This window comes from Kitasatospora sp. NPDC056184 (genome assembly GCF_042268405.1).
Lineage (GTDB): Bacteria > Actinomycetota > Actinomycetes > Streptomycetales > Streptomycetaceae > Kitasatospora.
In genome coordinates, this window is the sequence record NZ_JBHJUI010000001.1 from 941,659 (window position 1) to 968,368 (window position 26,710).

General features: G+C 72.7%; 21 protein-coding genes and 1 pseudogene. 10 read left to right on the forward strand and 12 right to left on the reverse strand.

Annotation, left to right across the window (positions count from 1 at the left end; translation table 11 throughout):
- Positions 1–52: 52 nt before the first annotated feature.
- The gene (locus ACFC0B_RS03555; RefSeq protein ID WP_376081544.1) at positions 53–598 is read left to right on the forward strand and encodes an NUDIX hydrolase; all 546 of its coding nucleotides are present in this window, start codon (positions 53–55) and stop codon (positions 596–598) included.
- Between the two features lie 256 nt (positions 599–854).
- Here the strand turns inward: ACFC0B_RS03555 and ACFC0B_RS03560 are convergent, their stop codons facing one another.
- The gene (locus tag ACFC0B_RS03560; RefSeq protein WP_376081547.1) at positions 855–1,523 is read right to left on the reverse strand and encodes a hypothetical protein; all 669 of its coding nucleotides are present in this window, start codon (positions 1,521–1,523) and stop codon (positions 855–857) included.
- A gap of 208 nt (positions 1,524–1,731) precedes the next feature.
- Positions 1,732–2,754: a hypothetical protein gene (locus tag ACFC0B_RS03565; RefSeq protein ID WP_376081549.1), complete on the reverse strand. Its 1,023-nt coding sequence runs from the start codon at positions 2,752–2,754 to the stop codon at positions 1,732–1,734.
- Positions 2,755–2,850: 96 nt separating this feature from the next.
- On the opposite strand from ACFC0B_RS03565, the gene ACFC0B_RS03570 reads away from it, so the two are divergent.
- Together ACFC0B_RS03570 and ACFC0B_RS03575 are read left to right on the forward strand one after the other, a co-directional pair.
- Positions 2,851–3,123, forward strand: a complete 273-nt coding sequence (locus ACFC0B_RS03570) for a hypothetical protein (RefSeq protein WP_376081552.1) — start codon at positions 2,851–2,853, stop codon at positions 3,121–3,123.
- 294 nt (positions 3,124–3,417) lie between these two features.
- Positions 3,418–4,131: a hypothetical protein gene (locus tag ACFC0B_RS03575; RefSeq protein ID WP_376081554.1), complete on the forward strand. Its 714-nt coding sequence runs from the start codon at positions 3,418–3,420 to the stop codon at positions 4,129–4,131.
- A gap of 384 nt (positions 4,132–4,515) precedes the next feature.
- Here the strand turns inward: ACFC0B_RS03575 and ACFC0B_RS03580 are convergent, their stop codons facing one another.
- The 7 genes from ACFC0B_RS03580 to ACFC0B_RS03610 form a co-directional block, all read right to left on the reverse strand.
- Positions 4,516–5,799, reverse strand: a complete 1,284-nt coding sequence (locus ACFC0B_RS03580; RefSeq protein ID WP_376081557.1) for a hypothetical protein — start codon at positions 5,797–5,799, stop codon at positions 4,516–4,518.
- A complete protein-coding gene (locus tag ACFC0B_RS03585; RefSeq protein ID WP_376081560.1) occupies positions 5,796–8,267 on the reverse strand; it encodes a hypothetical protein in 2,472 nt (823 codons plus the stop codon). Before ACFC0B_RS03585 ends, ACFC0B_RS03580 begins: the two co-directional genes overlap by 4 nt.
- 310 nt (positions 8,268–8,577) lie before the next feature.
- Positions 8,578–9,654 (reverse strand): cell division protein ZapE, encoded by a 1,077-nt coding sequence (zapE, locus tag ACFC0B_RS03590; RefSeq protein WP_376081562.1) that lies wholly within the window; start codon positions 9,652–9,654, stop codon positions 8,578–8,580.
- A gap of 215 nt (positions 9,655–9,869) precedes the next feature.
- Entirely contained in the window at positions 9,870–10,328 is a 459-nt protein-coding gene (locus tag ACFC0B_RS03595) for a hypothetical protein (protein ID WP_376081565.1), read from the reverse strand.
- Positions 10,329–10,353: 25 nt separating this feature from the next.
- Entirely contained in the window at positions 10,354–11,667 is a 1,314-nt protein-coding gene (locus ACFC0B_RS03600) for a UDP-glucose dehydrogenase family protein (RefSeq protein WP_376081568.1), read from the reverse strand.
- Positions 11,664–12,050: an NUDIX hydrolase gene (locus ACFC0B_RS03605; protein ID WP_376082397.1), complete on the reverse strand. Its 387-nt coding sequence runs from the start codon at positions 12,048–12,050 to the stop codon at positions 11,664–11,666. The genes ACFC0B_RS03600 and ACFC0B_RS03605 overlap by 4 nt, the downstream gene beginning before the upstream one ends.
- Entirely contained in the window at positions 11,966–12,283 is a 318-nt protein-coding gene (locus ACFC0B_RS03610) for a hypothetical protein (protein WP_376081569.1), read from the reverse strand. The genes ACFC0B_RS03605 and ACFC0B_RS03610 overlap by 85 nt, the downstream gene beginning before the upstream one ends.
- Positions 12,284–12,554: 271 nt before the next feature.
- On the opposite strand from ACFC0B_RS03610, the gene ACFC0B_RS03615 reads away from it, so the two are divergent.
- From ACFC0B_RS03615 to ACFC0B_RS03625, 3 genes are all read left to right on the forward strand, one after another.
- Positions 12,555–13,946, forward strand: a complete 1,392-nt coding sequence (locus ACFC0B_RS03615; RefSeq protein ID WP_376081571.1) for a sporulation protein — start codon at positions 12,555–12,557, stop codon at positions 13,944–13,946.
- A gap of 202 nt (positions 13,947–14,148) precedes the next feature.
- On the forward strand, positions 14,149–14,307 hold the full coding sequence (locus ACFC0B_RS03620; RefSeq protein WP_376081574.1) for a hypothetical protein: 159 nt from the start codon (positions 14,149–14,151) through the stop codon (positions 14,305–14,307).
- Positions 14,308–14,610: 303 nt separating this feature from the next.
- Positions 14,611–15,879: a hypothetical protein gene (locus ACFC0B_RS03625; protein ID WP_376081577.1), complete on the forward strand. Its 1,269-nt coding sequence runs from the start codon at positions 14,611–14,613 to the stop codon at positions 15,877–15,879.
- 421 nt (positions 15,880–16,300) lie between these two features.
- Here ACFC0B_RS03625 and ACFC0B_RS03630 read toward each other — a convergent pair whose 3' ends face one another.
- Positions 16,301–16,990, reverse strand: coding sequence for a hypothetical protein (locus ACFC0B_RS03630; RefSeq protein ID WP_376081579.1), 690 nt, complete (start codon positions 16,988–16,990; stop codon positions 16,301–16,303).
- Between the two features lie 311 nt (positions 16,991–17,301).
- On the opposite strand from ACFC0B_RS03630, the gene ACFC0B_RS03635 reads away from it, so the two are divergent.
- Positions 17,302–18,609 carry a DUF1254 domain-containing protein gene (locus tag ACFC0B_RS03635; RefSeq protein WP_376081582.1) on the forward strand — a complete coding sequence of 436 codons (1,308 nt, stop codon included), beginning with the start codon at positions 17,302–17,304 and terminating at the stop codon, positions 18,607–18,609.
- 189 nt (positions 18,610–18,798) lie between these two features.
- Positions 18,799–19,023: pseudogene (locus ACFC0B_RS03640) on the forward strand (transposase); the annotation flags it as partial.
- Between the two features lie 539 nt (positions 19,024–19,562).
- On the opposite strand, the gene ACFC0B_RS03645 reads toward ACFC0B_RS03640, so the two are convergent.
- Together ACFC0B_RS03645 and ACFC0B_RS03650 are read right to left on the reverse strand one after the other, a co-directional pair.
- Positions 19,563–19,982, reverse strand: coding sequence for a hypothetical protein (locus ACFC0B_RS03645; protein WP_376081584.1), 420 nt, complete (start codon positions 19,980–19,982; stop codon positions 19,563–19,565).
- Positions 19,983–20,375: 393 nt separating this feature from the next.
- Complete coding sequence (locus ACFC0B_RS03650; RefSeq protein WP_376081587.1) at positions 20,376–21,566, reverse strand: cytochrome P450; 1,191 nt, start codon at positions 21,564–21,566, stop codon at positions 20,376–20,378.
- A gap of 209 nt (positions 21,567–21,775) precedes the next feature.
- Between ACFC0B_RS03650 and ACFC0B_RS03655 the strand changes: the two genes are divergently transcribed.
- On the forward strand, positions 21,776–22,435 hold the full coding sequence (locus ACFC0B_RS03655; protein WP_376081589.1) for a helix-turn-helix domain-containing protein: 660 nt from the start codon (positions 21,776–21,778) through the stop codon (positions 22,433–22,435).
- Positions 22,436–22,566: 131 nt separating this feature from the next.
- Positions 22,567–26,700 carry a DEAD/DEAH box helicase gene (locus ACFC0B_RS03660; RefSeq protein WP_376081591.1) on the forward strand — a complete coding sequence of 1,378 codons (4,134 nt, stop codon included), beginning with the start codon at positions 22,567–22,569 and terminating at the stop codon, positions 26,698–26,700.
- Positions 26,701–26,710: the final 10 nt, after the last annotated feature.

Here is a 26,710-nt window from a genome sequence, read left to right on the forward strand (position 1 = left end):
GACCGCTGGAATCCCCCGGCACACGCCATCCCCACCGAGGAGAACCAACCCCATGAGCACCACCGAAGCGACGACGCCCGAACCGTTCAGCAGGATCAAGGTCCGCGTCACCGGCCTGGTCTTCTGCGGCAACGACGTCGCGCTGCTGCGACGGGACCGGGCCGACTCCGTGCACTACACCACCATCGGCGGCAACGTGCACGACGGCGAGGACTACCGCGAGGCCTTGTACCGCGAGCTCGAAGAGGAACTCGGCCTCGGACGCGACCTGGCGTCCACCGAGCCGGAGCTGATCTGGATGGCGGACGCCATGATCAGCCGGCCCGGCTCGACCCCGCCGCCCCGCAAGTTCCACCTGATCTACCGCCTCCACGTCACCCCCGAGGTCCGCGCCCGCCTCGCCACCCAAGAGTTCGATGAACTCCCCGACGGCAGCCACGAGATCGGCACCATCGAGTGGCACGACTACCGCAAGGTCGACGACCTGCCGCTCTTCCCGCCGATCGGCAAGCAGATCGCCGAGCTCGACAACCCCACCGCACCGGTCCGTAGCTTCGAGCTGGAACCGATCACCGACGAGAACTACACCTGGATCTGACACCGGCCAGCCTGCGGGCCCGACGCCCACGACCCCTCCGAGGGCCTCACGTTCGAGTGGGCCCCTCGGAGGGGTCCGGTGTCCCCCAGCGCAAGGGCGCGAGGATGCCGACCACCACGCCGCAGCGGCAACCAGCCTCGCCACAACCATCCGCTCCGCCCGCCTCGACCTTGCCCCCGCCGAGATGCGTACGATCGCCACCGCGGCCCAACCACCACCAACGCTCGCGGATACCCGCAGGCGCCCGGGCCGCTGATCAACGCCCCGAGAGCAACTCGGAGAGCGTGGACGCGGCGATGCCCAGCTCCGCGCGGGCCGCAGCCTGGGAACCGTGGTGCTCGACGAGGCGCTGCGCGGCGATCCCGCGCTGCGCTCGGATGTCGGCGGCGACAGTGTGCCGCAGCAGTTCGGTGACCGTGGCGGCCGCGCGTACAGCGGCCCGGGCCTGTTCGGCGTCGGCGCCGGCCGGGAGCGCGAGGGCTTCGACGAGACGGCGGGCGTGCCGGGCGGCGAGCAGCACCGGCGGAAGCCGGTCCTCCCACGTCTCGGGCAGGCGGTAGACGAGCCGGGCGGCGGTGGCCCCGTCGATCTCCGCGAGTTCTCCGTCGTGCTCCACCACCGGGTAGCGGCCGCAGCGGGTGACGAGCATCATCGCGAGGCCCGGGCCGCTCACGCGGTGCGCGTCGTGGATGTCGACCACCCGGGCTTGCCGCCATTCGTGGTGCGGGCCGGTGACGACCTGGAGGTGCCGGCCGTTGGTCGGGCCGGTGATCCTCCAGGAGTCGTTGGCGACCAGCGGGTCGGTGAAGGTTTCGCCGGCGGCGAGCCGCTCGTGCAGTGCCTCGGCGTCGATAGCGACCAGGCCGTCGTGCCAGCCGTCCGGCTCGCGCTGTGCGAGTTCCCAGCCGCGGCCGCCGACCTGCACCGCGCCGGGCCGGTTGCCGACGGCGGCAGGCGGATCACCGTCAGGGTCGCCGCCGGCCCGGTGGCGCGCACGCGGGATTGGGCCGACGGGTGCCGCCGCCCCGCTGGGCTTCGCTCGGAGGCAGCGACGACGCCCTACCGGGCGCCTGCACCACCAGCCGCCCGTCGAACCCCCGCAGCGTTCCGGGGCCCGGCCCTCGCCCGACTCCTCACCGCTCCCTCCGGTCGCCGGACTCCAGCTCACGCAACTTCTCGGCCGCGGCCAGGGCGGCCTCGCTCGCCCGCCCCGCCAGATCCTGGGCCTGCCCGGCCTCCTTCTGCGCGGCCAGCACTCGCTCCTCGGCCGGGCCGAGATCCTCCCGGGCGCGCTCGTCGCGCCGCTCGGCGGCGGCGAGCGCCTCCCGGGCCTGCTCGGCCTCGTCCCGCGCCTTCTGCCGAGCGGACTCGGCGTCGGCGAGCACTCGCTCGGCGGCATCGCGCAGGTCGGCCGCTTCCCGCCCGGCCCGCTCCGCCGCCTCTGCATCCTTGCGCGCCTGCTCCAGGACACGCTCGCGTTCCCGGTCGCGTCGGCGCTGTTCGGCCTCGGCCCGCTTCCCCGCGCCGTCCGCTCCATCGGCCGCCCGGTGCGACGGCGCCGAACCGGCATCCGACGATGGCCGGGTGCCGTGCACCCGCGCCGGTCTCCTCCGTCCCGGGGCAGCCGGCCCGGGCGCTGCCTCTGCCGCGCTGATACCCGGCCCGTTGGCTGCGGTGCCGGGCCAGGCCACCGGCTCCAAGGCGGCAGCGAGGCGGCCCGCGGCGAAGGCCTCGGCGGCGTCCGGATCCGCGAGCGCCGCGCTCAACGTCCGCTCCACCTCGTCAGCGGCCTCCGTGCCCAGCGGATGCCCGGCATCCTCGGCCGCTCCCCTTGCCCGGCTGAGCAGCTCCCGCACCAGCTGCCGGCGCCGCTCGCCGAGCACGCGGAGCCGGTCGCCGGCGAGCTGCTCCTGCGCGGCCCGCAGCTCCTCCCCGAGGTCCAGGAGTTCGGCGACGAGGTCTTCGTGGTGGTGGGCGAGGAGGTTGGCGGCCCACGCGGCCTGGGTGGGGCGGCGCAGCGCCCGGATCCGTGCGGCGAGGGGCCGGTCGGTCTTCTTCAGCCGGTCGGCGTGCCGGTTGCGGGCGGCGGTGAAGTTGCCGGGAGCGAGGGTGTAGAGCTCGTCGGCGATCCGGTCGAAGTCGCTCTGGGCGGTCATTGCCTCGGACTCTACGGCCGGCGGGCCGTGCGGGCAGGTGGTGGCCGCGGCCGAGTGACGGCCCGGGTGTCGGTGGTGGTTGGGATGCTGGCGGGCATGGACGACGACGAGGTGCTGATGCGGGGCCGGGTGTACGGGGCGGACTACGACGAGGACTGCGGCCCGCGGCCCGGGCGCGAGTACCGGGAGCTGTGCGGAGGCCCCCTGGACGGCCTGCTGCTGGAAGTGACCGGCTGGAGCGCCGGGCAGCTTGCCGACGGTGCCGCGCTGCTGACGGAGATCGGCCGCTACGGTGCCGGCGGCCGGGCCCGCTACGTGCTGCGGGCCGCAGACCCACGCCGCTGGGACTGGGCCGGCGACACCCCTTGACCGGTCTGGCGGGGCCGCGCGCGGGGAAGGTCGGCGTCCTGGACGCGAGCGGGCGAGACCTTCCGGCTGTCCCCGTTCGGGACCGTCACCACGTACCGGACCACCTGCATTCACGGGGGCGTCGGTGTGATGGGCGGGGAATGGGGAACGTATGACCTTCACAACCGGGTTCCACCGTGTACGGCAGCGGCCCGAGATGATCATCGGCGGCGGGGTGCCGAAGGCGGGGACGGGCCGGTGGGCCGGTGGCGTCGTCGGCTGGTGCCCCTCCCCACTCGACGAGGAGGGACCCGGATGAACCTCAGTGCAGCCGCCAGGGCGACGGCACTTCTCGCCGCTCTGCTGGCGGGGGTGGCCGCCTGCGGTCCGGCCGGGAGCGGAACGGTCGCGGATCCCTCCGCTACGGCCGCCGCGCCGGCCCCGCCGTCCGGGGACGCCCCCTCCGGGGACGCCTCCGCCGGGGCTGTCGCGGTCGGCGGCTCGTCGGCCGGGTTCCCGGACGCGCTGAGGCGCACGGTACTGGAGCAGGCGGCGCGGGACGGGCGGTCGCCCGCGGGCGACCGGACCGTCCTGGCCGATTTCGACTCCGGGCACCGGCCCTACCTCGTCTGGCAGACCGAGGACACGGGTGACATCTGCGTCGCCCGGACGAGCGACGGGGGGTCCGCCGTCACCCAGTGCTCCAACGCCGCGGAGCTCGCGACCAGGGCCGTGCCGGGGGTCGCGCTGTTCCTGAGTGCCCGATGGGCCGAGGTCGAGGGCCGGCCGGTGTGGAACGTCCTGCTGCTGTCCAGCGGCGAGACGGTGGACCGGGTCTCCTGCGGACAGCGGGACTTCGCCGTGCGGAAGGCCTTCACGGCCGAGGCCGGCGGGGTGGAGCGGACCGTCTACACCGCGACCGTGCCGGACGCGCTCGGGGGCGAGTACCGGGCCGCGGTCCGGCGCGGCGACGGGCCGGCGGTGGACGTGGCGCAGATCGACCCGGGGAACCACGCCGGCCAGTGCTGAACACGGCCCCGCCGTGTGGCGCGGACGCCACCCCGGCTCCTCTCCGGGAGAGAAGGGGCGGCGATTGCGCCGCCGAGGGCCGGCTCCGCCACGGAACCGATCGCAACGGCCCCCAATGTGACCGGTCCCGCAGACGGCCCTCCCACCGTCGATCCTCCCCAGCGCCAGATCCGGACCCAGGCTGCCCGGGAGGTGTTCAGCGCTCCTGCCCCGGTGCCGACCGGCCTGTCCTGAAGGCCGGCGGGCGCGTAGTCCGACACACCTCGCCGCGGGAAGGAAGCGATGCTGGTCCGGGCTCGGTCGTCGTCGCCGTCGGCCGCGGGGTCCTGCGCGCGACTTCGCGGAACCGCGACAGCCGTCGGCGGCTCGACGCGGCGGACCGGTTCACACCGGTAGTCGGCCGACCACGATGGAGTAGCCGCCGACCAGTTCGCCCTGGGGTGAGGTGAGTGTGAAGCGGAGGAGGTGCTGGGCGTCCTCCGGCCCGCCGAAGCGTTTGGCCAGGGTGGCGGTGCGCAGGTCGTCGATGCCGAGCGCGTTCATGAGGCCGGGGACCAGCGCGTGGGTGAGCGGTGCGTCGATGACCTGGCCGATGTCCCTCCAGACGTTGGGTCCGAGGTGCTCCAGCAGCATTCGGGTGCCGCCGGGTTGTGCGAACGGGTGCACCTTCGCCGGTTCGAGCCCGACCAGCCGCGCCAGCCGTTGGCTCGGGACCACGACCGTGTTCCCGTCGAACTCGAAGGCCGTCAAGAGGTGCGCCGATGCCCCGATGTCCACCCCGCCTTGAATCTCGCCCAGTTCCGGCACGGTGGCCTCCCGTCCGCCGACTGCCATGAGCAGCGGCCGGGCCGCTGGTCCGCCGTGGGTGAGTTCGAGCGTGAAGCCCCGTGGCAGTACGCGTCCCGCGAGCAGGGCGATCAGCGGCTGGGCGTCCTCCTCGGGGCCGAGCACGGTCAGGTTCCGCTGCCCGACGTGGCGGTACTTGTTCACGAGCAGGGCTCCGGTGAAGTGGTCGGCCGGGCAGCTGACCGAGGCCAGCATGCAGGAATGACCGATCAGCTCCGGATCGACCCTCCAACGGCGGTCGAGCTCGACGATCGCGACGCAGCCGGGATCGCGGCGGTCCTTCAGATCGACCCACGCGCCGCCCAGATGATGCTGCTGGTAGTACGGGTCATCGGTGTTGGCTGCGCCGAAGAACCCCGTCGCGACCGCCCACGCCTGCACATGCACGCCGACGCCGGGGAACAGGCCCAGGTTCCACACCCTGACGAACACCCGGTAGGCGCGTCCCGCAGCCGGCGAGACGACCAGCCGCCCCGGGTCGAACGGCCCGGTGTACGAGGCGTCGATCAGCAGCAGGTCGGGGGACTCCCAGCAGGGCGTCGGGGGCCAGATCGGGCGCTGGCCGCGGTCGCCCGGCGAGAACGCGCGCACCAGCAGGTACGGATAGACGTCCTCCCGGTGGGGCCGGTGTTCCTTGGCGATGGTGGAGGCGAGCTTGCGCCACTCTTCGGCGCGGCCGGGATCGGGGACGAAGTCCTTTTTCGGGTCCGGGCCGTCGGGGTGCTCGGGTGGACGGCCGACCACCTCGGGCGGGTCCTCGCCGCGCTGGCGGCGCAGTTCGTCGAGGTCGAGCGCGGGGTGTTCGGGCCGAGAGCCGTTCATCGGTCTCCTCCGAACGTTCCCTGGGGCCACTGCCGGCCGAGGTTCAGATCGTGCGGTTTGCCGGCGGGGCGGCACGGGTCGTCGCCGTCCTCCGGCGGCGGGACGTTCTTGCGGGCCAGGTAGTGCGCCTTGAGATCGAGGTGCGGGTCGTACCACTGGCTGTCCAACGGGTGCCCGGCGCCGTCCGCCTGGCGCGGGTTGTCGTGGCCGGCGTGGAAGAACTGCGGCGGCGTGCAGGGTTGCGGATAGCTGAAGTCGCTCTGCGCGGTCGGGGAATGGTCCGGGACGCACTCCCACACGCCGCGCTCGCCCGGTCGGGGACGGCCGAGGTGGTGGCGGTCCCAGTCCCAGCAGTGCCAGGCGTAGCCGCGGTCGCTGTCCAGGTTGAAGTCCGGTACGCCGAACTCGTCGTTGTGCCGGTCGGCCAGCATCCGGGCGACCAGGTAGGTGCCGTAGTCGACCGGGCCGCCGAGGTGCGCGTCGTCCGGCAGGAGCGCGTCGAGCGCCTCGAAGGTCTCCTGCGGGCTTGCGCATTCCTCCAGTCGTGCGCGCGCGCCGTCGTGGCCGGCCAGCGCGCTGAGCAGGACGGTGCTCGGCTGCCCGGCGAGGTAGGGGCCGACGTGGGAGGGTGCGCCCTCCTGCGGTACCCACCGCCCGGCCTGGTTCCTCAGCGGGTAGCGCCAGGGTGCCACCCATTCGCTGGGTCTGAACTCGGCGCCCCCGTCTCCGGCATACTTCAGGTCTCCGGTCAGGCCCAGCGCGTGGACCAGGTCGATGTCCGAGACGTCGTCGGGGTGGTCGCGCACGATGTTGCGCGGATACGCGGGGTCCAGGCCGGATGCCGTGTGGCGGGTCAGCCGGCCCGAGGGTTCGGTGACGATCTGCTGCGGAGTGCCCGTCCCCAACGGGTCGTCCAGCGCCGAGATGACGGAGAAGATGCCGCCGGCGGTGCCGAGCACGGTGAGCCCGGGAGCGATCTCCTCGGGCTTGGGCATCAGGAAGCCCGACATGACCAGCGCCCGGCGGGCCAGCATGAACAGGTTCCACGCCGGCACGATGACGGTGTAGTAAATGACCTCACGGGCTGGGAACGTGGAGGCGTCCAGGATCAGGCCCGGCAGGACCGTGGCCAGCCAGAGGGCCACCTCGGCGAGGTAGACCGCCCACGCGAAGATCGCCAGGATCAGGTCCAGCAGCGAGAAGTCGTCATCGTCGTCGACGTCCGCGCCGCGTGCCGGGTCGTCGTCGACACCCCCGCCTCCCGGGGGCGTGGGGAAGGAATGGTCGGTGAAGAGTTCGGGCGGTCGGGGTTTCGCGGGACTGAGGCCGTCATGGCAGACCAGCTTGAGGTAGCTGTAGGCGATGTCCCACATCTGGGCCATGGCCTCGGCGTTGGGGCGTCCGTCGGGATCTCCCGCACCGTCGGTCGCGGAGAACGGCGGGTCCTGGGTGAGGATCTTCGGTCCGTCCGGGTGGACAGCCGCCATCGCGGCGAGGACGGCGTCGGTGAGGTGGCCGGGCAGGCCGCCGGAGTCGAGGTCGAACAACGCGGCGCGTTCCGCGGCCGGCGTCGGGCCGTCCGAGGTGTCGTACGCGGGGAATCCGGTGAAGTAGTCGTAGGCAGGTCCGTCGTCCCGTCCGGTGTACGGGGCCTCGCTGCGGCGGCGGAAGGCGAGCCGGAAGTGCAGCGCGCTGGTGCCGTACTCGCCGTAGCACGGGCCGGAGTTGACGGCCGAGTAGTTCTGGCTGTCGATGTGGTTCTCCACCAGGTGGTGGCGCTGCCAGTGGTCGCGGTACGGTCCGCCGGCCTTGGCGTTGGTGAACGGGTGGCCTGCGACGTCGGTCGCGCAGTGCGTCATCCAGCCGACCGCGAAGGCCGTCCGGGCATCCGCGTCCGCGCGTTCCTCGTCGGTGGTGGCGGCTGCGCGGGCGGCCCGGGCCTGGCGGAAGAGGACGAACGGGAACTGGTAGGTGCGCCGGTAGTGGAAGACGTCGGACCAGTAGAAGGCGCTGTCGCCGTAGCCCTGCGGCACACCGGAGGTGAGGGCGCCGAACCAGTCGCCCATCTGAGCCAGGAGCCCTTCGAACGCCTTCATCACGGCAGCCGTGAGCTCGTCCAGAACCTGGGCCAACTGATTGGACAGCCCGCCTGTGAGCTGGGAAGCGAGCTGCGAGGCGTTGGTACTGATCGGACCAATCCACTTCTCCCACTTGCTGACGAACTCGTGGTCGATCTCCTCCCACACGTCCAGCGCCCACCCCACGACCTGGCGGATCACACAGCCGGTGGTGTCCGCGAAGTCGGGCAGCAGGTAGAAGAGGTCGGGCCCGAGCGAACCGAGGGCGAGATAGTTGCGCCAGGTGTGGCAGACCTCGCCGATCTCCTGGGCATCGGCCACACCGATCATCACCCCCGGGGGCACTGAGCCGGCGCGCAGCCGTTCGGCGGTGTCCTGAGCAGCCTGCATGTGAACGTACCAACCGGGCATGCCCATTCCTCCCATCGACGGGGGTGGAGACAGTGCAACCGTCGTGGTGATGGCCGGACCTTTTCAGCCTGGCACACAAGCCCTGCTGCCGCAGCCGGGCCGCCGCCCTGTTTCATCAGGACATCGGATGACCGTGATGACTCCGCCCACCCGACCCCACGTCCGCCTCCGGTCCCGGCCTGCCGCGCTGCTCGCCCTGGCCGGGTCGCTGCAACCGCACCGCCTCCCGCTCAGGCACCGCGTGGCTCCAGCAGGACTTCTCCGTTCCCGATGGTTGCTCGGTGGGCGCTCAGCCGGCGGCCTCCTGAGCCGGCCGGCGGAGGAGGGCGAGGCGGCTGGCGGTGCGGTCGAGGTCGCGCATGAGGGTGGAGTCGGTGGAGAGGCCGGCGAGCGGATCAGCGCCGACCAGGACCAGGCGGACGTCGCGGTCGCAGCAGACGTCGACCAGGTTGGCGAAGCGCCGACGGCCGTCGGGGGATGCCTCGGTGAGCGCTGGGACGCCGTCGAGGACGATGGTGGGGAAGCGGTCCGCGAGTGCGAGGTAGTCCGCGACGGCGGTGAGGCCCTCGCACAGCTCCTGGAAGCCGAACCACACGTGGTCCTCGCGGACTGCCCGGGCCGACAGCTCACGGTGGTGGGCGGCCACCGAACCCGCTTCCCCGGGCCCGGGCGGAGTGAGACCGACCGAGGGCTCGTCGCCGGGGCGGAGACGGGCGCCGAGGCCGAACCCGTGAGCGCGGTCCGACCGGGGCTGCTGCCGGAAGTCGACCGGTCCGGAGACATCGAGCACGTCCATCCGCTCCTCGATCAGCCTGATCGTCGGCTCGAAGAGGTGGTGGTACAGCGGGTCGGGCATCAGCCCGGCGGGCGGGTAGTTGGATGTGGTGACAAGAGTGATTCGCCGGTCCAGCAGGGTGCGGAGGAGATGGGCGACCAGCATCGCGTCACCCGCGTCGTGGGCGTGGAACTCATCGAAGACGAGAATCCGGCAGTTGCCGAGCAGCTCGTCCACGGCTCGGTCCACCGCCGTGCCGTCCGCGGTCCGACTCTCGGTGTGGTGGGCGACACCCTCGTGCAGTCGGCGGAAGAAGTCGTGGAAGTGCAGCCGCCGCTTGCGTGTGGTCGGGAGCCCGTCGAGGAAGGTGTTCACCAGCCAGCTCTTGCCGCGGCCGACGGGGCCCCAGAGGTAGAGATGCCGCGGACTGCGGCGCAGCCGCCAGGCCGGGTGGGCCAGCTCGCCGGCCAGCCGGCTGAGTCGTTCGACCGGGAACTCCTGGGCGGGGTCGAGCGTGAATCCGTGCTGCTCCGCGGCCTGGTGGAAGTGCCCACGCATCGCCTTGTACTGCTTCTGCACCCTGTCCGTCACGGGTCCGGACCATAGCAGGGCATCAGAACCACCGAGATCACGGGGAGTTGCCCGGCCCGCGGCCCCTTCGTAGCTCCTCCGGCCTGCGGCGGGACTCGACCGAACGTCCCGCACCCGCCCGACCGCGATTCCCCTTCCCGGGCCGTTGACCAGCGGTAGTGGAGAAGTCCTGCCGGAGTATCAGCCGGTGTGCGCGTGTGTTTCTCGCCTGCCGGTCAGTGCCAGTGGGCGCGGTGGACAATCCGGTCAATGACGGCCGCAGCCCGATCCGGATGACCCTCCAGCCACCTGCCGAGGTGTTCCCGTACGGCCCGTTCTACGCAGGCGCGCACGACGGCATTGCCCAGCACGTCCCGGATCGCGCCATGGAACTCGGGGTCGTCCAGTTTCACTGACACCACGGCCGTCAGACCGGCGCCGATCCGGTCGGCAGCGAGATCGGGGTCCATTACCGCCAGCAGCCGGCGCTTCCGCGCATACGCGTTGACTGCCGCCGCCACCCCGTCGCGGAAGCCGCGCTCGTGCGTGCCGCCGCCGGTGGGCCGGCTGTTGGCGAAGCTCTGGACGCGCTCTTCGTCGGTGTCGCGCCACCTCAGGGCCACTTCTACTGTTCCCGCCATCTGCGGGTCCTCATGCTCGAAGTCGATGATGTCCCGGTCGCCGCCGGGTGACACGCCGTTCGTCTGCTCCCCCTTCCCGTCAGGGGCGGCCGAGGGCTCGGAAGGTCCAGCCGGCCGCGCGCCAGCGGTTCGCGTCGAGGGTGCCGCGGGCGTCGATGACCTTGGGGACGGCGGTGTGACGAGCGAGGTCGGCCGGGTCGGCGTCGGAGTACTGGGGCCAGTCGGTCAGGTGCAGCAGCAGCCCGGTGCCGGTGACCGCCGATGCCGGGTCGTCGGCGTAGTCGAGCCGGGGGTGGGTGCGGCGGGCGTTCTCCATTGCGGCGGGGTCGTGGACGGTGACCTCGGCGCCGGCACGCTGGAGGGCGTCGGCGACCGCGAGGGCCGGGGAGTCGCGGATGTCGTCGGTGTGGGCCTTGAACGCGGCGCCCCAGACGGCGATCCTCTTGCCGGCCAGGGCGCCGCCGAGCACCTCGCGGGCGAGTTCGACGGTGTGCTCGCGCCGGCGCCGGTTGACCGCCGCGACCTGGCGGAGCAGGCCGGTGTCCGCGCCGAGCTCCTCGGCGCGGTGGGTGAACCCGGCGAGGTCCTTGGGCAGGCAGCCGCCGCCGAATCCGAGGCCGGGCCGCATGCCCTTGGCGCCGATCCGGTGGTCGTGGCCGAGGGCGAGGGCGATCTGCTGGACGTCGGCGCCGGTCTTCTCGCAGAGTTCGGCCATCGTGTTGATGAAGGAGATCTTGGTGGCGAGGAAGGCGTTCGCGGCGCCCTTGATCAGCTCGGCGGTGGGCATGTCGGTGACGATCAGCGGTGAGCCCTTGGCCAGGACGTCGGCGTAGACCCTCCGGAAGACGGCCTCGCTGCGGGTGTCGCCGTCCTCGATGCCGAGCACGATCCGGTCCGGCTCCAGGGTGTCCAGGACGGCGAAGGACTCGCGCAGGAACTCCGGCGACCAGGCCAGGCCGACGCTTGCCCCGGCGCGGACGTGCTGGTCCAGGGTCTGCCGCAGACGGGCGACCGTGCCGACCGGGACGGTGGACTTGCCGATGATCAGCGCGCCGTCGCCGAGCCGGGGGGCCAGGCGGCGGACGGCGGTGTGCAGATGGGTGAGGTCGTACGCGCCGCTGCCGTCCTGCTGGGGGGTGCCCACGCCCAGGAAGTGGACGTCGGCGAAGGCTGCGGCCTCCGCGTAGGAGTCGGTGAAACCGAGCTGTCCGGTGGCGGTGTGCTGGGCGAGCAGGTCGTCCAGGCCGCGCTCGACGAACGGGGCCCGGCCCTTGTTCAGGGCGTCGACCTTGGCGGTGTCGGTGTCCATGCCGAGGACCTGATGGCCGAGCTCGGCCATCGCGGAGGCGTGGGTCGCGCCGAGGTAGCCGCAGCCGATCACGGTGAGCTTCACGAAGGTGTCCTTCCAAAGGGGGCAGGGCCGGGCGTCCGGTCGGGCGCCCGGCCCCCTCGATGGACGGGGGTGTCAGGTGCCGGGTCGGGCGGCCGGGAAACGGTGTATGTCGTCGCGGATGAACGGCGGGAGGGCCGGATCGGGTAGGTGCTCGGGGGCGAAGAACCGGAGACTGACGTCCTCGGCCAGTGGCAGCGCACTCTCGTCGCCGCCCAGGAGCCGGCGAAGAAGGTGATGCTCTGCCCCGGGCCGTGGACGTCCCGGATCCTGAAGAACTCGGCAAGGCCGTCGCCGACGGTCAGGCCGGTTTCCTCGTCGAAGGCGCGAACGATCGCCGCGGCCAGGCTCTTGCCGGGGCCGCAGCCGCCCGTCGGTAGGTGCAGGTCTCGCCGTTGAAGGCGCGGACGATGCTGCCCGCGGGGTCCTGGCAGGGGCCGGGATCGGCGGCGGTGTCGACGATCAGCAGGGTGTTCATGGACAGCACCGCCCGGCCGTCGGCCGAGAGCAGGCGCAGGGTGCCGTCCGGGCCGCTGTGGCGCCGAGTGGTCCCCACCGCCGTGACCGTCGTCCCGTGGCGGGCGGCGTCCGCGCCGGCCGGTCCTGCGATTCCGTACATCTGGTTGTCACCCCTGAGCGTGAATCGGTGGTGGCCCCCGCCGGGAGGTGATTCCCCAGGTCCCGGCAGAGGCCCGGAACACCAGGCAACCGTCTGACGGCCGGTGTGGGCAGGGCTCGCAGGGGGGCTCACAACTCGCGAATCCGGTCCACCACGAGCGGTGGAGGCAATACCCTCGGTGACCCGGCCTCCGTGCCGGGGGATACGACTTCTCGTGCCCAATCGAGTACGACTCCCCGTGCCCAGCCGGGGAACGGATGAGGGGGACGCCGTGGCGTCGACCACCCGCCGGGCCAAGCCGCCGAACCACGCGCTGGCCCGGATGATCGAAAAGTGTGAGGGTGCCAGCCACAAATCGCTGGCCCACCGCGTGAACCAGCTCACCTCTGAGGCCGGGCTGACCACGACATATACGCACACCTCGATCGCGAACTGGTGCCGCCGGGGCATGGTCCCCGACTGGCCGGTGCCAAGGCTGCTGGCCCGGGCAATCGGCGAACGGCTCGGCCGGCCAGTGCAGTTGGCGGAGATCGGTATGGCCGACGCGGAGACACCGGACGCCGAGGTGGGGTTGGATTTCCCGCGAGACCCCGCCGACGCCGTGCGCGTCGCCACTTCGTTCTGGAGTTCCGTGAACCGCCGCGACTTCCTCACCGGATCCAGCTTCGCCGTCGCCTCGTTCACGACCCCGGTGACCCGGTGGCTGGTGAACCCGGCCGACGAGCGGGCCGACCACCGCGGCGGCGCCCGCGTCGGCCGGGCCGACCTGGACGAGCTCCGCGACGCCGCTGACGAGGCCCGCCGCTGGGACTCCAAATACGGCGGCGGCAACTGGAAGGCGAACTCCGTCACCGACTGTCTCCAGCACCGGGCCGCCCCCCTGCTGACCGGCACATTCTCCGACGCCGTGGGCCGCGAGCTGTTCTCGGCGACCGCCCAGCTGTCGCGCTTGGCGGGCTGGACCGCCTTCGACGTCGGACAGCACGACGCCGCCCAGCGCCACTTCATCCAGGCCCTCCGCCTTGCCAGGGCCGGCGGCGACGTGCAGCTCGGCTGCTATGTGCTCACCACCATGGCGATGCAGGCCCTGCTGCGGGGCTTCCCCGGCGAGGCCATCGACATGACCCAGGGGGCCTTCGCCCGCGCCGAGGGACAGGCAGCCCCGAGGGTGCTGGCCTTCACGAAACTCATCGAGGCCCGCGCCCATGCCCGCGACGGCAACGCGAGGGCGGCGGCCGCCGCGCTGGCCGCCTCCGAAACTCTGCTCGACCGGGCCCGCGACCGCGCCGAGGAGCCGGCGTGGATCGACTTCTATCACCACGCCCGGCTCTCGGCGGACGCGGCCGAGGTCTTCCGCGACCTGAAGAGGCCGAAGGAAGCCCTGGCTTGGAACGCTCAGGCCGCCGCCATGCCGACCGGGGTGTTCACCCGCTCCGTCGGCATGCGCCTGGCGATCGTCGGAACCGCCTACCTCCAGAGCAAGGACCTCGACCAGGGTCTGGAGCTCGGCAACCAGGCCGTCGACATCCTTGTTCGCGTCCAGTCCAGCCGGGCCAAGGACTACGTCCGCGAGTTCAACGCCGCCCTCACCCCCTGGCGGCGCGGGACGGCGGTCCGCGACTTCCTCCACCGAAGCCGGACCGAGCTCGGCGTCCCGGCCTGACCCTGGCCGGTTCCGGCGGTGGCGCTTCCGGGACCAGCGGGCCGACCAGCGTCAGACCCGGTCAGGACACGGGGAAGCGAAGGGCGGGCCAGACCGGTCGGACCCAGGTGCCGGGTGGTGTGGGTCGAGACCGGGGGACCCTGGCCTCCAGGGCGATCCGGCGGACCACCTTCGACCAGGTCCACAGCGTCAGCGGCTGTCCGTGGTTGCGCCGGGACTCCGACAGGAACAGCGGCTGCTGCAGTTGCTGACCGTCCGCCTCGGCACGTCCTACCTGCGCAGCGGCCTGGCCAAGGCCCGTGACGACCTCGTGGCACGCGGCCGCCTCGTCCTCGACCGGATGGCCGCCCAGCGGCCGTAGCCGCGCCGAGCACGGACCCGCCTCCAAGGGGTCGCCGATCCGGACGTCACCGCCTCCGCCTTGAGCGCCGGCCGCTCTCCGGCCGGCCTTCCTGGCGATCTGCTGGGGGACGGTCTTCGCCCGCGCCCTCGACCACACCCTGCCGGCCGCCGGCCTCACCGCCCTGGCAGGCGCCGCGCTCGTCGCGGCCCTGCTGCGCCGCCGTCCGGAGACCGCCCCCGACCCCGGACGGGGTCGCACCGCCGCCTCCCGCATCTGATAACACTGGCAGTCCGCGACCGGCCACAGAACGGACCTCTCCCCATGGACGACGGGAACCACGCCACGGCAGGCGGCTACTGGGATCCGCTGCCGACCGCCCGACGTCTGCTCGCCGAGGACCGGCACCTGGACCAGTTCGGCGGGCTCTGGCGGGAGCGCAACTGGCGCAACGTCCCCGGCCCGTTCTACGGCGCCGACACGGACACCATGGAGATGGGACGGCACGACGCGCCCTTCCACATCGTCTACGACGACGGCGGCCAGGAGTTCGTCTACCGCCAGCCGACCGACCCGGCACAGGTCTACGACCTCGTGCACGGCTGCTTCTTCGGCCACGGCGGCTTCGCGATGGACGGTGACGACCACTGGACCGTCCCGGCCGTGCGCGACTGGTGGCAGGAGCGCGGCCGGGTCCGGGAGTGGGCCGTCGCGGCCGCCGACATCCAGGCGCGGATCCGCGGCGAGTACCGGGAGCACCACCGGGACGCCGCGCAGGGTCTGCGCGACTACATCGCCTATCTCGACCGCGGCCTGGACGAGTACCTGCGCGGCTACCTCTTCTGGCTCGCCGAGCGCCGCCCGCCCCGCGCGGGCGAAGCCCGGCCAGATCTGGGATCGCCCCGCCGCCGCACTCCCGTGCCGCCCGCCCCACCGGCCACCGGCGATCCGCTGCTCGCGGGCTATTTCGTGGCGGCCCCCGAACCGCTGACCGGCGTGGACGTCCCGCACGAGCGGCTGACCACGGCCTGCGACTGCCTGCTCGACCGGCTGCCGGTGGACGGCTGCTGGTTCGACACCCCGCAGGAGGCCCTGGACGCCTGCGCGACGATCCAGCTGCCCGCCGGAGCCCGGCTGTTCGCGCTGCTGGTACCCGCCGAGCACACCGCCGGCCTCGTCTCCGCCATTCGCGCGTCCGCGGTGTACGAGCCGGTGCTGCTCGCCCACCTGGACCGCCCGGCCGGTGCCGGCCCCGCTCCCGAGCCGGCCGGGGGCGGGCGCGAGATCGGCTGGGAGGTGCTCGGCTACGACGGCGGCATACTCCACAGCTGGCTCTGCAACGACCTCTACCAGGACGCCGTGCGCGACCTCGGGGTGACCGCCGACGAGCGCGGACTCCTCCCTTCCCGCGAGCCCGCCGACCGCCTCGCCGACTGGGCCAACGCCCTCGACGACACCGAGCCGGTCACCTGGTTCCCGGCCGCCCTCGTCGAGTGGGACACCCCGATCGAGAGCCGGTTCGTCCCGATCGTCACCGGGCCCCCCGTCCCCACCCCCGTCCCCTGGTGGGAACGCCTCCTCGGGCTCTCCTAGGAGTGCGCTGTCAGGTGGTGGTGACGTGGAGGTGTCAGCCGGTGAAGGAGTGGACCTCGAAGTGGTCCAGGCCCCAGGCGGGTCTTCAGCTCGTGGTAGTTGTGTTCGATCCTCCAGCGTGACTCTGCCGATCGGACCAGATCCGTGGGCGGGATGTCGGTGGGCAGGTTGGAGATCCAGTACTTGACCGGCTCCGCCTCGTTCTTCGGCCATTGCGCGATGAGCTCATCGCCGCGCTGAAGCCCTTGCGTCAAGTCGCGCTCCGTCCGGAGCGGCGGTCAGCACGTGCTCGCGCAATGTGACTGGGCGGGTGCGGTATCGCGGCAGCGGCCGCGGGCCCAGGCCGCCGAAAGCGGGCCGATATGGTTCGGCGTTCTCCCAAGGGGCGGCCCTCTCATCCGATCGCTTCTGCGGGCCGCGCCTACGGCGAATCCGGTCGGGAGCGGAGCTGGGACGGTGCGTCCGGCCGGCCGGGCACGTACGGCCTGCCCTCACGGTCGGCCTCGGTGCCGTCGGGGTAGCGAAGGCACTCGGTGGTCGCGTAGACCTCCAGAGCGCCGCTGGGGAAGGCGACCACCCCTGCCCTGACCACCACGCCGTCGTCGGCGGCCGGGGGCGTCAGCTTCAAGGAGGCGTCCCCCGCCTCGGCTCCGGCGTAGGACACGGCCTTCCACCCGGCAGCCGTCAGGGTCCGCTCGGCCCTGGCCATCGCCTCCGCGGCCACGGTCGCAGGCACGCCCTCCAGAGCCCAGCTCTCGTTCACGGCGGCCGTACCGGGCTCGTTCGGCGGGGAGTCGCTCAGGACGGAGGACAGGTTCCCCAGTCCGCGGGGGTGGCAGTTGTCGATGGTGGCCTCGATCCCGCCCCCGGGCCAATCGGGGTCGAGCCGCGCCTGCGGCAGCTGCAGCGCGTCGTAGATCGTCTGCGTCTGCGCGTCCAGTCGCTGCGCCACGGCCACGGGATCCGCGACCGGGAACGTCTCGCCCCGCCACAGGTCGATGGCCTTCAGGCCGGCGAGGAACATCCCTCCGACCACCAGCACACCGGCCGCGCCGAAGCGCGCCGCCCTCCACTTCTGGCTGCTCGCGACGTCGAGCTGTCGACTGGTCATGGCGTCGATGCTCCCCGCCGGGCCGTCCCGCCGCATGAGTACCCGTACTCAACCCCCAGGCGTCGACGGGAAGCACTGTTCTGTCTCGTCGATCCGCCCGGCGCGGGTGAGGCGGGTACGGTCCCGGAATGACCGGCTCGGCGCGCTTGCCGCGGGCCACCCCGACTGACCGTTTCAGAATGACTTCCGCAGGCACACCGACGGTTCAGCAGCAGCCGGCTTGCGAGGCGCTCTGGCGCCGCGGGTCGTCCGACGACAGACTGTTCATGGCTCTCGGCTAGGGGGCCGTCACGCTCTGGAGGCGTTGAGGCATGAGCATGCTGTCGGCTGATCCGCGGACCCTGGCTCGCGAGGCGTACACCTACCTCTACCCGCTGGTGATGATGGACGTCAGCCGCCGACAGGCCACCTCTCCCATGGCAACGGAGAAGCCGGGCTACGGCGCGCCGAACGAGTTCCACCACCTGCGCGAGTTCCCTTCGGCGGAGTTCCGGGCCGTGGTGCGGCCGAACTTCGACACGCTGTACTCCAACGCCTGGCTGGACCTGACCGCCGGCACGGTGGAACTGCGCGTGAGTGACACCGCGGACCGGTACTTCATGCTCCCGCTGATGGACATGTGGACCGACGTGTTCGCCACCATCGGCAAGCGCACCACCGGGACCGGCGACCAGGACTACCTCATCGTCGGCCCCGACTATGACGGCACTCCGCGGGCCGGGGTGACGGTGCTGCGGGCACCGACCCCCTACGTGTGGATCATCGGCCGGACGCAGACCAACGGCCCGGCCGACTACACCGCCGTCCACAAGGTCCAGGACGGCTACACGCTGAACGCGGTTCCGCCGCGCGAGTACGAGCTCGACGATCAGATCGACGTGGAGGCCGACGCGCTCGCCCTGGTCAACAACCTCAGCGCGGTCGATTTCTTCACGTGGGCCGCCCAGACGCTGGCGGCCAACCCGCCCCACGCTGCGGACTTCTCCGTCCTGGCCCGGATCGCGAACCTGGGCATCGTGGCGGGCCAGGAGTTCGACCCCGGCCGCTTCACCGAGGCCGACCTCGCCGAGATCGACGCCGGCGCGCAGGAAGCCCTCGCCCAGATCCTCGGGTCGATGGCCGGCTTCGGAACCGCGGCCAACGGCTGGCGGACTTCTCTCGACACCATGGGCGCCTACGGCAACAGCTATTTCAAGCGCGCAGTGGTCGCCGCCGGCGGCCTCGGCGCCAACCCTCCCGAGGATGCCGTCTACCCTGTACTGGCCACCGACGCCGACAGTGAGCCCGTCAACGGCGACAACGACTACCTCCTGCGGTTCGAGGCCGACGCGATGCCGCCCGCCGGCGCCTTCTGGTCGGTCACCATGTACGACGGCGAGGGCTACCAGGTCGCGAACGAACTCGACCGCTTCGCCCTCGGCGACCGCGACACCCTGGACTACGACACGCAGGACGGATCGCTCACCATCTACATCTCCCAGCACAACCCGGGGCCGGACCGGCTGAACAACTGGCTGCCCGCCCCCTCCGGCCCACTCGGCATCACGATGCGCCTCTACGCACCGAAGCCCGAAGCCCTCGACGGGACCTGGAACCCGCCCGCGGTCACCAAGGCATAACCGATCGCCTCGCAACGGATCGAGACCGGCTCTTGCGCCCGGTGATCTTGTTCGCCAGGGCACCCCGGTGCGCACCGATCTTGTTCCAGACGACTTGTGAGAGCGGTTGGCCCCGCTGCTGCCGTCCGCTCCCAAGCACCGTCGCCGACACCCTGGGCGGCTTCGGGCTTCCGCAGTCCCGCCAATTCGAGGCCTGCCCGGGCGTGCGACATCAAGCCGATGATCGCCCGACGGGGCATTGCCCACGGCTCAGGGCTGGGGAGAGTCCGTTGGGTCGTAGAGCGCGCCTTTGACTGGCTGCACCAGTTCAAACGACTCCGCATCCGCAATGGGCGACGCGCCGATCTCCATCAAAGCCTGCTCGATCTTGCCTGCAGCATCATCTGCCTCCGACGACTGCGAACAGCATCCTGAAACGGCCAGTAAGCCCTGCACCCGGCCCGCGAGGGGCCGGCGGTGCCTCGCGGTGCGACTCGGTCTTGGGTTCCGCTCCGCCCTTCTCCCTGTTCTGTGCCGCCCGCTGTCGCGGGTGTGGGCTGGAAGGCCCTGGAGGGGCTAACTCCCGGTGAATCGGTGCAGCAAGTTAGTGCGAAATGTAACGGTAAGTCGAAAAATGCTTTTCGGAGCCGGGGGATTTTCTGTCCGGGCCGCACCGTGGGCTCTGCGCGGGGTGACACCGGGGTTTCGGCTGGTCCTCGTACCTTCCTGCATGGGTGTGCGGGCGGTCTTCCGTGTGCTGCGGGCCCTGGGTAAGTCGGCTTTGGAGGAGCTGTGTCGCGACGCTGACCGTGCGCATCGCGGGGCCGAGGACCTCTGTCTCAGGGCGGGTGCTGCTTCGCGCTCGCGACAACAACCCCTTCCGCCTCTGCGGGCTGCGCCGCGACCTCGCCGGGGGCCTTCATGGTGACCTGTCCCCGCGCACTCACTCCGGGCCTCGCGGTGATCGGCGCTGCCTACAGATCGTCCATAGAGGCGCCAAAGCCGGAACCCTCGTCCCAGGCCACTGTCGCCCACAGATCGCGCGTTGCACGCCAAATGGCCGAGACGGACTGCCAGTCCGTCTCACCACTGAGAGTCAGCCCGACCATCACATTGCTACCGGCCAGATCGCCGCTCACGACTTCGGCCTCGTCACTCTGCAAGCAGAGTGCCAGCACGTCAGGCCTTGTGTTGACCTCAACGCGGGTCGATGCGGTCGAGCGGCTCGGCCGCGATGCGGCCAACTCGAAGCTGATCCAACCAACGCCCCCGCGGCGGTCACCAACCTCGTGGATGAGCGGGTCAGCCTCCATGACCGCTGCGAGCAACTCCTCGCACGCATGATGGGCAACCGGATTCGAGGAGTGTCCGAACAGCCGGATCAGATACGCCACAGCTCCTCCAGCCTCCGAGGTGACGAGCGCCCTGTCTCGTCACCGGAGGCAGCCATCGATCTCGTCCGGAAACATAACAAGGTCAAGCCTTGGTCCGGAAACCTGAGGCACGCTCTCGTGCGAGTACGGGCTCACATCTTCCTGGTCACGGCGAGAACCTTCCGCGGGCGCGCCGGAATCCTCGCCGTGACGGGCTGGGGCGCGGGCTGTGCGAGCACGTCTTCGGCGCCTGCGCGCCTGCGGGGCCGTGTGCGCCGGGATCGCGATCGGCGGGGATGAGCTCCACGGGGCGGCCGGGGCGCTGGACGAGAGCCCCGGGTGCGTCAGGCTGTCGGTGGGCGTGGGCTTCCGCGGGTTGTAGGTCCATACGGGACCGGGCGGCTCGTCGCCCGGTCAGGGGGTCCAGGTGACGGGGAGGCTCTTGACGCCGTGGATGTCGGCGGCTTCGGGGCGGAGGGGGATGTCCTCGGGCGGGGCGGCGAGGCGGAGGGTGGGGAAGCGGTCGAGGAGGGCGCGGAGGGCGACGCGCAGTTCGATACGGGCGAGCTGCTGGCCGAGGCACTGGTGGACGCCGTGGCCGAAGGCGAGGTGGGTGCCGTCCTGGCGGTGGAGGTCGAGGGTGTGGGGGTCGGTGAAGCGGTCGGGGTCGCGGTTGGCGGTGTGGTAGGAGAGGACGACGGTCGTGCCGGCCTCGATGGTCACGCCGGCGAGTTCGACGTCCTCCAGGGCCGTCCGCATGAAGCTCTTGGCGACGCTCAGGTACCGCAGCAGCTCCTCCACGGCCTGGTCGGTGAGGGAGGGATCGGCGCGCAGGGCAGCGAGTTGGTCGGGGTTCTGGAGGAGGGCGAAGGTGCCGAGGGCCAGGGTGTTGGCGGTGGTGTCGAATCCCGCGGAGAGCAGGATGAGCGCGACGCCCTGGAGCTCCTCGTCGCTGAGGTCGCTGTCGGTGAGGTCGCTGAGCACGTCGTCGGTGGGGTGGGCGCGTTTGGCGGCGACCAGCTGGGCGAGGTAGCGCTGGGTGGCGGTGTAGGCGGCGAGCAGTTCGTCCGGGTCGGCCTCCCCGTTGAGGAAGGTCTCGATCTGGCTCTGGAAGGAGTCCCGGTCCTCGTACGGGACGCCCAGCAGCTCGCAGATGACGATGGCGGGGACGGGCTTGGCGAAGGCGGTCACCAGGTCGGCCGAGGGGCCGGCCTGTTCCATGGCGTCCAGGCAGTCGGCGGCGATCCGCTCGACGCGTTCGGTGAGCTGCCGCATCCGCCGGGCGGTGAACCGGCCCACCAGGGGCTTGCGGTAGCGGGCGTGCTCCGGGTCGTCCGTGAGCAGGAACTCGCCGGGCGGCGCGGGCGGGAGGGCGAAGTCGACGACGTTCATCAGGTCCTTGCGGGAGCTGAAGCGCGGGTCGGCCAGGACCGACCGGACGAGGTCGTAGCCGGTGATCAGCCAGCCGGGGTTGCCACCGACGTGGGTGAAGGGACTGATGGGGCCCTGCCGGCGGGCTTCGAGCAGCTCGGCCGGAGGGTCGAAGGGGCAGCCGGACCGGCGGGTCGTCGGCGGTGTGGTGGCGGTGTGCGGAGATTCGCCCATGGCGGGTCCTCGGCTCGTGGGGAGGTGCTTCCGGCATACGTTCGGTATATCTCGAAAGCTACGTTGCGTTCATGGTGTCGTCAATTATGGAATTTGCATATGTGCAGCTGAGAGGCCATAAATTGATGCAATGAGGCTGCGCTCGAATGCAATGGGCCGTTGCAATGGATGGCGGCGAAGGCAATACTGGCGGCATGCCAGGAGGACGCTTGACCGCGCAGGACCGCCAACGGATCTCGGCCGGACTCTCCGACGGGCTCTCCTACGCGGAGATCGCCCGAAGGCTCGACCGGCCGACCTCGACGATCAGCCGGGAGGTCGCGCGCAACGGCGGCGCCTCCGGCTACCGGCCCCAGCTGGCGCAGCAGGCGACGGCCCGGCGCGCGCGGCGCGGCACGCCGTCGGCGCCGCCCGCGTCCGGGCCGGCGGTCGACGCGGTGGCGGAGGGGATCGTGGAGGCGGCCGTCAGGTCGGGGATGCCGAGGATGACGGCGCGCGTGCACGTCGACCTGCTGCTCTCCGAGGAAGGCCGGCGCACCGCCGCCGAGTTGACCCGCCGACTGCGGGTCAGTCCGGCCTCCGTCTCCGTGGCGGTCAACCACCTCGTCGAGAACGGGTACGTCCGCCGCGAGCGCGATCCGCAGCGGCGCCGCGACGTCTACGTGCTCGACGACGACGCCTGGTACCGGTCGATCGTGATCAGCTCCCGGCAGACGCTGGAGACGGCGAGGGTCGCGGCGGACCTCCTGGAGACGCTGGGAGCGGACAGCCCGGTGGCGCAGCGGCTGGGCAAGGCGGGGGCGTTCCTGGAGCGGGTCATCCAGGACATGCTGGACTCGGCCGAACGCTGGCGCGGTCTGCTGTCCTGACGCGCAGCCGGACCGGGCATCCCGGTCCCCGGGGCGGCTCGGCCCGGTGGTCCGCCGTCCGATAGATTCTGCGGACTGTTGATCGGCGTACGAAGCGGCTGTGAGCTGCGGGTTCGATACGGGGGCACGGCATGCGGTCGGGGCGGGAGCGGGAGCAGGGGCGGCGGGTGGCCGACCTGCTGGAGTGTTGGCGGGCGATCGAGCTGTTCAGCCCGCCGAGCATTCCGGACCTGCCGCGCAAGCGGCGTGCGGGCAGGCCCCGGGCCTCCGACACGTTCGTCGTGGACCTCACGCCGGGGGCGGGGCAGGCGGCGCCGGTGCTGCCGTGGTCGGCGGAGCATCCGGACACGGCGCCGTGGCGGGCGCCGCGCGGGATGGTCTGGCGGCACGAGGTGTACGGCGGGCTGTTCGAGCTGGAACTGCTGCGGCAGGCGATGATCGCGGTGCTGCCGGCGGGGACAGAGCCGGATCCGGGGGTGCCGCAGGAGGAACTGGTGCTGTCGGGGCGGAGCGCGATGTTCGCGCTGGTCCTGGACGAGCACGGGCGGCCGGTCGACGGGACGTCGGTGGTGTCGGCGTGCGCCTGGGCGACGGGCCGGCTGTTCGACCCGGGGCCGTCGGCGCCGGGGTGGCTGGACGGCTTCGAGGAGCTGGGCGAGGCGTTCGAGGCGGCGGTGGGGCAGTTGGCCGCCGCGCCGATCTCGTACGCCGCCGGCGGGAGCCGCGCCGCGGGGGAGGGGTCGTCCGGCCCCCGGTCGGAACCGGTCGCGGACGGCGTGGTGGAGGGTGCCGCGGCCCGGGGCTGGCGGCAGGTGCTCGCCGAGGTCCTGGGCGGCGCGGCGGTGGCGGCGGTCGGGGTGCTGCTCGGCGAGGCGGCCGGGGTCGCGATCCAGGGGGCGGCGGACCCCTTGGTGCGCCGGGTGGCGGAGTGGGTGGCGGCGCGCCGTCCGGTGCAGGACGGTGTCACCGGGACCGCCGGGGAGGCGGCACCACCGGCAGGACGGACGGAGGCGGCGGAGCCGGCCGCCACGGAGCCCGCCGACGGGACCCGCCCCGAGCTCCGGACCGTCGCGTTCGCGGACCTCGTCGCCCTGACCGCCCAGATCGCCCACCTCTGCGGCGTCCAGGAGCGCCTGGACCCGCGCGCGATCCGCGTCTGCAGCCGGCTCGTCCGCCTCCCGCGCGACCCCGAGGCCAGGCCCACCGCCGCGCAGCCGTTCCTCAACAGCCTCCTGCCGCCCGACCTCGCCCGGGTCCGGGCCGCGCTCAAGGACGGCGACAAGGGCAAGGGCGGGGAGAAGGGCAAGGAGGGCGGGGGCGGCCTCGGTCCCGCTCTGGAGGCGTACCTGGCGTCCCGCGCCGACATCGCCGTCCACGCCCGTACCGACCTGCGGGAGGACCGCCGGGCCGTCCTGGACGGCGTCGACCCGGCCCTCGTGCCCGCGGGGCGCTGGCCGGCGAAGGCGGCGTACCCGCTCGCGCTCAGCCAGCAGTTCGCGGTCAACCGGATGCTGGCCGACCGGGAGGGGACCGACGGTGGCCTCTTCTCCGTCAACGGCCCGCCCGGGACGGGCAAGACCACCATGCTGCGCGACCTGGTCGCCGCCCTCGTCGTCGAACGGGCCACCGTGATGGCCTCCTTCGAGCGGCCCGAGGACGCGTTCGTCGGCCGGGCCTGGCGCGGCAAGGACCGGCTGGGGCGCCACGCGCGCTTCGTCGCGGCGCTCGACCCCAGGCTCACCGGCCACGAGATCGTGGTGACCTCCTCCAACAACGGCGCCGTGGAGAACGTGACGGCCGAACTGCCGGGCGCCGCCGCCCTCGACGAGTACTGGCACGGCGGCCCCGACCACTTCTCCGACCTGGCCTCCGCCCTGCTCGACGGCGCGCCCGCCTGGGGCCTGGTGGCCGCCGTGCTCGGCAACAAGTCCAACCGGACGAGGTTCGCCCAGCGCTTCTGGTGGGGCCGGCTGTCCGAGGCGGAGGCCGACGCGCGCACCGCCCGGGGGTTGCCCCCGCTGCGCGGCATGAACGCCGTCCTGGGGGACTGGGTGACCCCGGGCGTCCCGAGGCCCCGCACCGGGCGCACCCCGGCCGCGGCACCCGCCCAGCCGTCGCCCGCCTCGTCGTCCGCTCAGCCGTTGTCCGCCCAGCCGGCACCCGCGCAGCCCGGACCCGCCCAGCCCGGACCCGCCCAGCCCGGACCGGCGCAGCCGGTGCCGTCCTGGCCGCAGGCCGTCGCCGCCTTCGAGGCCGCCCGGGCCGAGGTCGAACGCCTGCGCGCCGAACGGGCCCGCCTGGCCGCCACCCTCGCGGACACCGCGCAGGCCCGGGGCCCGCGGCGCGTCGACGCCCTGCGCGCCGCCCTCACCGCCGCTGACCGGCGCGCGGCGGAGGCCGAGGCCCGGCACGCCGACGCCGCCGCGGCCGCCGCCGGCGCCCGGACCGCCTCCCTCACCGCCGAAGCCGCGCACGACGCCGCGACCCGGGACATCCCCCGGGCCCGCGCCGCCCTCGCCGAGGCCCGCGCCGACCTGGCCGCCGCCCGCGAACGGGCCTCCCACCACCGGGAGTACGTCGAGGCCCTGACCGCCCGGCACGAAGCGCCGTCCGAAACCGGACCGGGCCTGCGCTCCGGGCTGCGCCGCCTGCTCCGCACCGCCGCCGAACGCCAGGCCGCCGAGGCGCAGCACGAACGCACCCAGGCCGAGATCCTCGACCTGCTGGTGCAGCAGCGCTCCGCCCTGGAGGACGCCCAGGAACACCTCGCCCGCTGCGTGCGCGCCGAGGACCTCGCCGCCTCCGATCTGCACACCCGCTCCACCGCCGCCGTCGACGGGGCCGCCGCGGTCGCCGACCGGGCCCGTGCCCGGGAGGCCGAGGCCCGTACGGCGGAGGCCGCCGCGCTGGAGGCCGTCCGGCGGGCCCGGCACGACGCCGCGGCCGCCCGCGGCGAGCTGGACGCCGCGACCGCCGGCCTCGACGCCGCCCACCGCGCCCTGCGCCGGGCCGCCGCCGACCTGCCCTCCCTGCCCCTGGACTGGCTCCACCTCGACGACCGGGAACAGGAACTCGGCTCGCCCTGGTCCGACGAGGCCTGGTGCACCGCCCGCAGCGACCTGTTCATTCGCGCCCTGGACCTGCACCGCGCCTTCGTCGCCGCCAACGCCAAGCGGGTCCGCGGCAACCTGCTCGTCCTGACGGAGCTCATGGCCGGCACCAACGGCCCCGTCCCCGACGAGGAGGTGCTGCGCGCCTGGCAGACCCTCTTCCTCCTCGTTCCCGTCGTCTCCACCACCTTCTCCTCCATCGGCAGCATGTTCGCCCGTCTCGGCAGGGGCGCCATCGGCTGGGTGCTCGTCGACGAGGCCGGGCAGGCCACCCCGCAGGCCGCCGTCGGCGCCCTGTGGCGCGCCCGCCGGGCCGTCCTCGTCGGCGACCCCCTGCAGCTCGAACCCGTCGTCACCATGCCCGCCGCCCTCCAGCGCCGGCTGCTGCTCGCCCACGGCGTGGACGAGGAGTGGCTGCCGTCCGCGACCTCCGCCCAGGCCGTCGCCGACCGCGTCAACCGCTACGGCACCTACCTGCCCGACCCCACCGGCGCCGACGGGTCCACGGTCTGGGTCGGCTCGCCCCTGCGTGTCCACCGCCGCTGCGAGGACCCGATGTTCACCGTCAGCAACGACGTCGCCTACGGCGGTCTGATGGTGTACGGCACCCACCCCCGGCCCTTCCCCGACGAGGACCACGACGGCCTCCTCCCCAGCCGCTGGCTCGACACCCCCGACCCCGCCCGCGACGGCGACGCCCCCTGGGGCGAACGCGACCGCCGCGCCCTGGAGTTCGTCCTCGGCCGGCTCCACCGCCACGGCGCCGGCCCCGACCGGCTGCGCATCATCGCCCCCTTCCGCGCCCTCGTCCGCGAGGCCCGCGAGACCTGCGCCGAAGCCGGCTGGACCACCGAGCAGTTGGACGAGCGCTGCGCCACCGTCCACCGGGCCCAGGGCAAGGAGGCGGACGTCGTCATCCTCCTCCTCGGCAGCAACCGCCCGGGCGCCCGAGCCTGGGCGGCCGGCAGCCCGCACCTGCTCAACGTGGCCGCCAGCCGGGCGAAGCGGCGCCTGTACGTCATCGGCGACCGCTCGCTGTGGGCGCCGCTGCCCCACTTCGACGTCCTGGCGGGGGAGTTGCCGACCTACGACCACCTCCGTGACCGCGACACCTGGCCCCTCGACGGGCCCGACCCGGGGCGGGCCTCCGGGTAGGCCCCGGGTC

Coding starts and splice junctions, on each gene's coding strand:
- ACFC0B_RS03585 (WP_376081560.1), bottom strand. CDS start 8,267: ATGCAGGCTGCTCAGGACACCGCCGAACGGCTGCGCGCCGGCTCAGTG.
- ACFC0B_RS03625 (WP_376081577.1), top strand. CDS start 14,611: ATGGACGACGGGAACCACGCCACGGCAGGCGGCTACTGGGATCCGCTG.
- ACFC0B_RS03565 (WP_376081549.1), bottom strand. CDS start 2,754: ATGACCGCCCAGAGCGACTTCGACCGGATCGCCGACGAGCTCTACACC.
- ACFC0B_RS03555 (WP_376081544.1), top strand. CDS start 53: ATGAGCACCACCGAAGCGACGACGCCCGAACCGTTCAGCAGGATCAAG.
- ACFC0B_RS03610 (WP_376081569.1), bottom strand. CDS start 12,283: ATGTACGGAATCGCAGGACCGGCCGGCGCGGACGCCGCCCGCCACGGG.
- ACFC0B_RS03570 (WP_376081552.1), top strand. CDS start 2,851: ATGGACGACGACGAGGTGCTGATGCGGGGCCGGGTGTACGGGGCGGAC.
- ACFC0B_RS03650 (WP_376081587.1), bottom strand. CDS start 21,566: ATGGGCGAATCTCCGCACACCGCCACCACACCGCCGACGACCCGCCGG.
- ACFC0B_RS03660 (WP_376081591.1), top strand. CDS start 22,567: ATGCGGTCGGGGCGGGAGCGGGAGCAGGGGCGGCGGGTGGCCGACCTG.
- ACFC0B_RS03630 (WP_376081579.1), bottom strand. CDS start 16,990: ATGACCAGTCGACAGCTCGACGTCGCGAGCAGCCAGAAGTGGAGGGCG.
- ACFC0B_RS03575 (WP_376081554.1), top strand. CDS start 3,418: ATGAACCTCAGTGCAGCCGCCAGGGCGACGGCACTTCTCGCCGCTCTG.
- ACFC0B_RS03580 (WP_376081557.1), bottom strand. CDS start 5,799: ATGAACGGCTCTCGGCCCGAACACCCCGCGCTCGACCTCGACGAACTG.
- ACFC0B_RS03635 (WP_376081582.1), top strand. CDS start 17,302: ATGAGCATGCTGTCGGCTGATCCGCGGACCCTGGCTCGCGAGGCGTAC.